Source organism: Dokdonia sp. (assembly GCF_039945015.1).
Taxonomy (GTDB): Bacteria; Bacteroidota; Bacteroidia; order Flavobacteriales; family Flavobacteriaceae; genus Dokdonia.
The window spans coordinates 1-9,823 of the sequence record NZ_JBDUXP010000025.1; the positions used below are offsets into that span (position 1 = coordinate 1).

Below are 9,823 nucleotides of genomic sequence, written 5' to 3' on the forward strand. Positions count from 1 at the left end.
CTATGTTGATATTGGAGGCTATATGATTCCCGATGTTGTTTATGGACAAGAGGTTACTGATCAAACTCAAGGACTGCCCACTGTATCTAAAGTACGTGTGTTAAATGATCAAAATGACTGGATTACTACAGTTACAGGATATGACTATAAAGCGCGACCTATCTATGGAGCGAGTTTAAACACCTATCTGGGTACTCAGGTCACCTCTGAGTCATTACTTGATTTTACTGGAAAAGTATTGGAGAGTAGAACTACCCATCAAAAAACAGGACATCAGGAGGTAGTAACTAAAGATTTCTTTTCTTATGACCATCAAAATAGACTCATCACTCAGATGCAACAGATCGATAATGAACCTGTGCAACTTATCGCTAGTAATACCTATGATGAACTAGGACAATTAGCGTCTAAACGTGTGGGAGGACAGCTCTTTGAGTCTGGATATACTGATATAACAACAGGGAGAATAGATATATCAGAAGAAGGAGTTATTACAAAAACCTATGCAACCAGTAATTATGATTCAGGGTTGGCAACCGTTGGTAAAATAGAAGGAGATGGAGGATTATCTTTTATCAACATAACAGAAAACAAAAGGTATGTTGTAGGGTTTAATGATAATAATCAGTATACAAATTCTACGGGTGAAATTGATTATGCATTCTTTTTTGCTTGGAATGATCCTGGAAGATATAGAGTAAGAATTCGTGAAAATGATGTTAGTTCGTATATAACAGGGTATATTAATTATAATGCCAATGATCATTTTGCTATAGAGAGAGAAGGGAATGTACTTTCTTTTATTCACAATGGAACGGTGATAGCAACCCATACGATGACGCAAAACTTCCCTTCCTTAGTTGGGGATATGGTAATGGCTGATAATGGAGCACAGATCAGTAATCTTAATCTATATGCAACAAATATCGATAAGAGTCTTCAAAAAGTAGACTATCAGTATAATATCCGTGGATGGCTTACTGATATCAATGATGTGGATTCTAATGCAAGAACACCTGCACTGTTTAATTTTCATATCAATTATGACGATACTGTAGAAGGAGATGTTGGACAAGTAGGTGTTGTACCTCTTTATAACGGGAATATCTCACAGACGATATGGAAAACCACAAACACTGATAGCCAAAAAAGAACCTATGGGTACAAGTATGACGCTTTAAACCGCATCAATACAGCTTATAGTAGAAAAGGAGTTAATCTTACAGACTATGACCATTTTAATGTCTCTGGGGTTGGATATGATAAAAATGGAAATATTCAGACTTTAACACGTCAAGGTGATTATAATGGGAATGCCCTTAATATGGACGACCTTACATATACCTATAACGCAAATCAACTGCTAGAGGTAAGTGATAATGGACATATCAATTTGAAAAATGAAGGATTCTTTGATGGAAATACTACTGGAGATGATTACATTTATGATGTAAACGGAAATATGGTTGAAGATAAAAATAAGGGGATTACAACTATTGAGTATAATCACTTAAATCTTCCTACTTCTGTTGAAATTAATACTACAGATGCACAGGGAGATTTGCAAGATGGAACTATTACGTATATTTATGATGCCACAGGCATAAAACTCGCAAAAGTGCTTCAAGATGATATACAAAATAGTACCATTACCACCTCATATGCAGGTGGGTATATCTATGAAAATAACAACGGAACAGAGACACTAAAAATGTTCCCGCATCCTGAAGGATATATAGAGCCTGTATATGGTACAGAAAAATCTATAGAGAAATTCAATAAAGAAACTGGAACATCTAGTTTCTCAGGATATCAATATGCATTTAATTATACCGATCATTTAGGGAATGTACGACTGACTTATAGTGATTCTGATGGAGATGGAGCCATAGAACCTACTACTGAAATTATATCTGAGAAAAACTATTACGTATTTGGATTGCAACAAAAAGGATATAATGACGTTGTTACGAGTAACTCAAACTCGACTGCCGACAAGTTTAAGTACCAAGGACAGGAATTAGAAGAAGAGCTTGGCAAAAATACGTATGCATATCAATGGCGAGATTATGATCCTGCTATTGGAAGATTTAATAAAATTGACAGGTTTGCGAATAAATATGATGATCTAACTCCCTATCATTTTTCGGCTAATAACCCGATATACTATAAAGAAGTTAAGGGTGATAGTATAAATGTTGCTCAACAATACCAACAACAATTTAATGCAGTACTTCAAGGTGTTTTTGGTGATAACGCTAATTTATTTAGTTTCAATAATAATAATAATTTAGTGTTTAATGGAACTAAAAAAGATTTGACAAAAAAGCAAAGAAAACTTTTTAAGGATGGATTCTCTGATTTACTTACAGAAGGAACAACAACCAATGTTATTTTTGAACAAGTCTATACAGCAACTGAAGGTAATAATTCTCAAATAATAGATACTAATCAACATGGAGGTGAAGGAACGTTACCCGCAGAAGAGAGTAGTAATTTATTTTCTCAAAATTATGTAGTAATAAATCCAAATCTAGGTGCTAATCTACAGGTATATGAAGTAAATGAGTCATACTATTTATCTAAAGATGGTATAGCCGCTCCACCCCCATTTGGCACAATTGTTAACAGACAAATAAATCCATCTTTAGCCACATTTCATGGTTTTGGACATATTGTTCATGCAAATCAAACACAAGAAAAAGTACTTGAATTTGAAAATACTGCATTGAAAGCATTTAATGAGTCAAGTGGAACAAATATTAATAAAAGAAATCCTGATGAAAATCACAATAAAAAAATAAATTAAGAATGAGACAAGTAATATTTATTTTCATAGTTACATTTTTCAATATCACATTAACTTCAGCTCAGAATGAATGTTACATAGAAATTGCAAATGAAAAATTGAGTAAAAATCATACAGATGAGGGTTTTTCTATAAAGGTCGAAAAGAACAACAAAGAATTAACATTTTTATTTAGAAATGAAACAACAGACACATTATATGTTTTTAAACCTTATTTTAAAGAAGAATTTATTAATTCTAAGTATTTAAATAGAATTAATAAAAAAAAGAAAATCAAAAAGCTTTCTTTTCTTCCTTTGACTCCTTACTTAAGTACAACTAAAAGTGACAGAATAATTGTAGGGGAAAGAGCTTTAGTTACTAATGGGTCTTTATTATATTCATTTATAGCCATACCTCCTCAAACAGAATTAGAAAAAGTTATAATTATAAAAAATGATATTGAAGAATATAGTAAAGATTTTGATATCAAAAATTATAACGTTTTTAATAAGATAAAATGGAAAAAAAGAAAAGATTGTAATAAAGGCTATAACTATATGTTAGAGTTTGCGGTTTATAAAGATGTAAAGAATCTTTGTAGTAGTGATTACTATTTTAATATGCCTAATGAATTTAATAATAAAGCACTTAATTATGAAGTTTTTTCTCTAATAATAGATAAATAAGTAATGAATCAAATTAAGACGTAGTTGGTAGTATAGTAAACTGGCACTTTTTAAAAATCATAGTTTTGAACTATTGATTACTAGATATTTAAATTAAAGATAAGCCTCAGATTAGAGGCTGTCACTAATCGTTAGAAACACAACAAAAGTGTTCCAAAGATGGAACACAGCTGAAATAGAATACCTAGCTATCTCTACGAGGCGCTAATCGTTAAAACCGCTACAAAAGTGTTCCGAGTTTGGAACACTTTTGTAGCGGTTTTAACGATTAGCGCCTCATTAACCTAGTACTATATAAAATAAAAAACAGTAGCCCTAACTACTGTTTTTTATGACCTTACTTTTTAAAGTAATTCAAAAACTAAGACGTTTTTGAACATATCTTTTGCAAAACCGTCATAATTGCAAAAAATAATACACAATAATAATCTAATAAACAAATAGATAAGCAAAATTGACATTGCTATTTCAATAATTTCAGTGACAAATTGTTAAAATTTGATACTAATTTTTTAATTTTGGGATATAGAATTGACTTGATCTTTAAACCATCGCTTCTTTTTTACAACAAACCACCTACCCCTTTTATTAAAATAACAGATACGTCTGTGATTATTTCTATGTATCACTCCTAATCTTGATACATAGAAGATAGCTCTATGCGTGTTTAAAAATTAAATTAGTAACCATCATATTACGTATGTTATGAGTAGAAAATCAGTGTTTTTACCTTTTGTGTTTTTAATTGTTTTTGGATTCTCATCTGTCTATGGTCAACAAAGCATAGATCCTGATTATTTGAAGGAAAATATTCCAGCTTCTCCTGAAGTAGGAAGTTTAGGGACCTATGGGGATACTAGTACAAATCCTTATAATGGAAAAGCTAATATCTCTATTCCTATTCATCAAATTAATTTTGAAGGATTAAATATTCCTATTGGATTATCTTATGATTCAGGAGGGGTACGTGTAAATTCAGAATCTGAGTGGGTGGGTATGAATTGGTCATTGAGTGCCAATGCAGTTATCACTCGTGATATTCAAGGGAATGATGATCTTAATGAGAATGATATTCCTAATGGTAACGGAACTATTTCTGCATTTGTATATAATAATGATACAACTGTTCAAGAAACTAGCAATGGAGCGCCTTATGTTTCTATAGATGATATCGTAGAAGTGCATTCAACCTATGGAGTTGGTTCTGCTTCAACAGCTCCTGAAACCAATGCAGATACACAACCTGATATTTTTAGTGTTTCTATTTTTGGTAAGAGTTATAAATTTAGGTTCAACAAACGTAATGGAACTTCAAATATATTAACTACTCATATATTTAATAATCTTCTCGCAGAAATAACATACAATCTTACTGATCAATCATTCCTAGTAAAAGATGATAGAGGTTTTGAGTATGTGTTTTCTACAAAAGATTATTCTGCTACAATTTCATCATCTCGTTCAACTAGTGAGCATGCTTCATCAGAAACAAAGGAATTTACCCTTGACGCATTGACAGATGACCGAAATCAAAGCGAAGGAACTGTTATCTCCAGTTGGCTTTTGGATAAAATAACTTCCCCTACAGGTGAAGAGTTATTTTTCTCATATGAAGAAGGTGCTCATTTTACACATCCTGCCTACTCTGGACGTGTTGTATTTAGAGAGAGCAATATTCATAATGGAAATGATGAATTAGGTGAGAGTTATGATGAGTCATGGGTAAAATACTCATCTTCTATGTCTATTATTCATAGTAACTACCTCTCTAGTATTACAGGAGATTTTGGAAAAGTTGATTTTATCTCGACTGAAGATAGAAGAGATTTGCTTACAGGTAGCGATGTAGCATCTATTTTTCCAACTACCGCTCTTAATTCAACTTCATTTTTAATCACAACAAAAACTTCTGGAATTAATATTATTGATAGAAATCACGGAACGTCTGCAAATACAAATTACCAGCCCACAGGACGTCGTCTTTCTAGTATTGATATCAAAGATTACAATAACAATACCATTCGTAGTGCTACTTTTAATCATGGATATTATAATGATCACGTACTTGGCAATTCAGATGAGGCGAAAAATCTACGTTTAAAACTCAATGGAGTCTCAATATTAGACCAAGAGTATGATTTTGAATATACCAATGCTAATGGACTACCTGAGAAAGGAACTTTCGATACAGATTTCTGGGGATTCTATAATGGGGCTAATAATCAAACCAATGTACCTAGTATAGGTAGGTTTGGTACTCAAGAGATATCATCCCAATCAGATAAAATTGGACAAACATATTTTGATTTTGATGGAGGTAATAGAAAAGCTAATTTCTTTTTTGGTAATAGAGGAAACCTGATTAAAATAATTTACCCAACTGGAGGACATTCTACATTTGAATATGAACCTAACAAAGCGCTAGTAGATGGACCTGCTCCATATGTAGTTACTGACTATTTTGATAACGGTACGATGCGATGGACTAACCTTATTAATGAAGATAATTATAAATTTACTTATCAATATCTTAAAAACGCTCAAAGCCCTAATTATGATTTTTTCAGTTATAGGTATGAGGCAGGAACGACAACAGAAACAACACCAATAGGTTTTACAAATAGTATTTCAGTAACTAATGGGATAGGAATAATTAATGGTCAAGGAAATCTTTATCAATTTACTGGTTTTGAAAATTTTGAAGAATTTTATGACGTTCCTAAGTATTATATGCAAGACGTTAGTAATCCGTCAAATATTCATACATTATTTTATTTTGGAGATTGGCAAAACTCCCATGGGGTTCCTGCACAAGATTCTCCTGTTGGAAATGGAACCGTAGTTATCCCTCCTGGAGATTATATGCTAATTCGCCAACAAAATACTGAGCCAGGTATGCCCGGAGTAGTATTATCTCCTGAAGACTTTACACTTTCTATACAAGTGCCAGATACTATCGATCCTAATCTTCCTCAATTTATAGAAGAATTTGCTATAGGAGGATCACGCGTTAAAACAATTACCAATAGAAATAATGACAATAAATTTATAAGTAAAAAACAATTTGATTATACATTCCCTAATGTAGACATCCAAGATATATCTAGTTCAGGAAAACTTATGGATGATCTTATTTTTCATACAAAATTTACAGGATTTTTCTCATATACTCCTTCAAGCCCTGGATATGGAACAGGTACCAATGGTATTAGTATTACCTCTAATGCTAATCTGCGTGGAAATCCTTCCGCTCAAGGTTCACATATTGGTTATTCCTTTGTAAGAGAATACCAATTAGATAAAGATGATATTGTACTCTCTATTACAGATCGCTCATTTTCAAATGAACCAAATCAATACCATAAAAAGAGTTTTGAGCATATTTATTATTGGAACCCTACTAATTCTGCTAACCAAACCAGATATGTACAAGCTCAAAATGCTATTCTTTTAGGAATGAATCCCAAAAATACTTTTGAAGCTTCTAATGGAAACTTACTTATGGAGTCCTTGTATGATTGTTCTGAAAATTTAGTCCGTTCAACTCAAAATGAGTATGAAACCATACTTATTAATAACGACCTTCAGTATTATGCAAACTTTAATAGTCTGCCTTATATAAGTGAAGAAGGAAACGGAATACACCCTGTATGGATGGAAAATGGAGATACCTATATTACCTTTAGACAACCTCTGAATTATTCACGTATATCTGTTCCTACATTTTCTCAAACCACTGATTATTTATCAAACGGACAAACTTTTACAGAACAATACTCAGTATATGATGAGAATGCAAATTTAATGGAAACTGAATCTATTATTAGAGATGGAGAATCTACTATATCTACTTTTTATTATCCATATAATACTGAAGTAGCTTCTGTGACAGGAGTATCTAATCTAATTTCAGAAAAGCAATATTCTCAAATTGTAAAATCGGAATCTTTCTATAACGATCAAAAACTTGGAAGTGTATTATTAAATTTTGCTGACAATAACAGTACAGGAAATAACTTGCGTGTAACTACATCTCAATCTGCTAAGGCTAATGATAATTTAGAAACAAAAGTAAATTATGAATATTATGACAATGACGGAAATTTACTTCAAAGTAGAGCTGAAGACGGCACACCTATGAGTTATATATGGGGGTATAATAATGAATATATTATCGCGAAGGTTGAAAATATAACCTATGCTGATCTTGCTTCATTAATTACAATCTCTACCTTGCAATCACAATCCAATAATGACACGAGTTCTTGTTTAGGCAATTCAAACTGTAATGAACAGACTTTGCGTAATTCACTAACTACTCTTCGTAATGCCTTACCTGAAAATGCATATATGACAAGCTATACCTACGACCCACTTATTGGAGTAACCAGCATTACTGATCCAAGAGGAGGCTCTCTATACTATGTCTATGACGTAAATAATAGATTAAGTGAAGTGTATGATCTGGATTATAAACTTCTCAGTAAGAATGAATATAATATCACAAACGACTTATTAACTACTTTAGGAGAAGATGCTATAGGTGTTACACAATGTGGCAGTACAATTCCAGATCCTAATACTGAAGGTGATGATCCAGGACCTTTTGAAGAAGGTGGACCTACGGGTTCTCGTATGGCTAATAATACTATTGAAAAAGAAGGTGTAAGTTATACGGATTTAAGTAATTCAATAGACCTTATAGATACTCAAACTAGCAGTAATAATGTAACCCTTTACTATCAAGCCTTCTCACATGGAGGATCAGGGAATTTAATGTATCGATGGAAAATTAAAGGAGAAACGTTTTCTGCCTATTCTACATCTGCTAGTTGGACGAAAGTATTTGACTGTTCTACTCAAGACGCTAGAGGTATTGAAATCATCTGCGAAGTAAAAGATATAACCCTTGGAATTACTGAGCGAGATAGATTACGTCATTTAGTATTATGTAACGATTAAAAACCATCAGGATGAAAAAAATTATAATCACACTTATATGTATGCTTCCTGTACTAGGTATTGGACAGACTACAACAGAAAATTACGTAAAGACGACGGCCTATCAAATAGCTACAGAAACAGATAATGTTTCTGAAGATCAGAAAATAGAGGGTATTACCTACTTTGACGGATTAGGAAGACCTAAACAATCTATTGCTGTAAAAGCAGGAGGTGATAAACAAAATATTGTAAGTCACACAGAGTATGATGCATTAGGAAGGAGTTCTAAAGAGTATTTGCCTTATGCTACAGCTCCAGGGATTCCAAATCCATTAGGGTTTATGAATTCTCAAATCCTTAAAACGGAGATTGGTAATTTCTATAATACTCCAAAATATGAGGATACTCAGAATCCATATTCAGAAATGGTGTATGAATCTTCTGGATTAAATCGTGTATTTGAGCAAGCAGCTCCCGGCAATTCTTGGGCGATAAGTGAAGGACATACCGTCAAACTTGATTATCAGATCAATCTTAATAATGAAGTGTATTATTATGATGTTGCTTTTTCTGGAGGAGACACCACCCTTGCTCAATTAATTCTTAATGGATTTTACGATGAAGGTGAACTACGTAAGAATGTTACTAAAGATGAAAATTGGACATCTACCTCTGGAAATAATCATACCACCGAGGAGTTTACCAACAAGTTAGGACAAGTCATTTTAAAGCGTAAGTATAATGATAGTCAAGCGCATGACACCTATTATATATATGATGATTTTGGGAATTTAACCTTTGTATTATCACCCGAAGCAAGTAATCAAATCGTCGATACTAATGATAATCTTGTGACTAATCACCAAGATATTCTTGACAAATTAGGCTATCAATATAAGTACGATTATCGCAACCGACTTATAGAAAAGAAAATTCCGGCCAAAGGATGGGAGTATATCGTTTATAATAAACTAGATCAACCTATTCTAACTCAAGATGCCAATCAACGTGCTAAAACTCCTCAGAAAGAGTGGTTTTTTACCAAGTACGATGCTTTTGGTAGAGTGATTTATACAGGAATCAAGAGAGCTAATATAACTCGAACAACTTTTCAAAGTATTATAGATAATACTCCAGATCAGGTGCAATATGAAGAAAGAACAACAGATCCAGTTACTGTAGGAGGTGCTGACATATATTATTCGCAAAACGCTGTTCCTACCACAGTAGATGAAGTGCTTACGGTTAATTATTATGACAGCTATGTTGATATTGGAGGCTATATGATTCCCGATGTTGTTTATGGACAAGAGGTTACTGATCAAACTCAAGGACTGCCCACTGTATCTAAAGTACGTGTGTTAAATGATCAAAATGACTGGATTACTACAGTTACAGGATA

At 32.8% G+C, this 9,823-nt stretch carries 4 protein-coding genes; all 4 read left to right on the forward strand.

Translation table 11 applies throughout. The features are described 5' to 3' along the window. A partial coding sequence (locus ABJD27_RS18795; RefSeq protein WP_348202086.1) for an RHS repeat-associated core domain-containing protein occupies nt 1-2,809 on the forward strand: 2,809 nt, incomplete at its 5' end. Nucleotides 2,810-2,811: 2 nt separating this feature from the next. After that, on the forward strand, nt 2,812-3,477 hold the full coding sequence (locus tag ABJD27_RS18800) for a hypothetical protein (protein ID WP_348161886.1): 666 nt from the start codon (nt 2,812-2,814) through the stop codon (nt 3,475-3,477). Between the two features lie 705 nt (nt 3,478-4,182). Continuing rightward, the gene (locus ABJD27_RS18805; RefSeq protein ID WP_348161888.1) at nt 4,183-8,439 is read left to right on the forward strand and encodes a hypothetical protein; all 4,257 of its coding nucleotides are present in this window, start codon (nt 4,183-4,185) and stop codon (nt 8,437-8,439) included. A gap of 11 nt (nt 8,440-8,450) precedes the next feature. Then, on the forward strand, nt 8,451-9,823 hold a 1,373-nt coding region (locus ABJD27_RS18810), incomplete at its 3' end, for a DUF6443 domain-containing protein (RefSeq protein ID WP_348161890.1).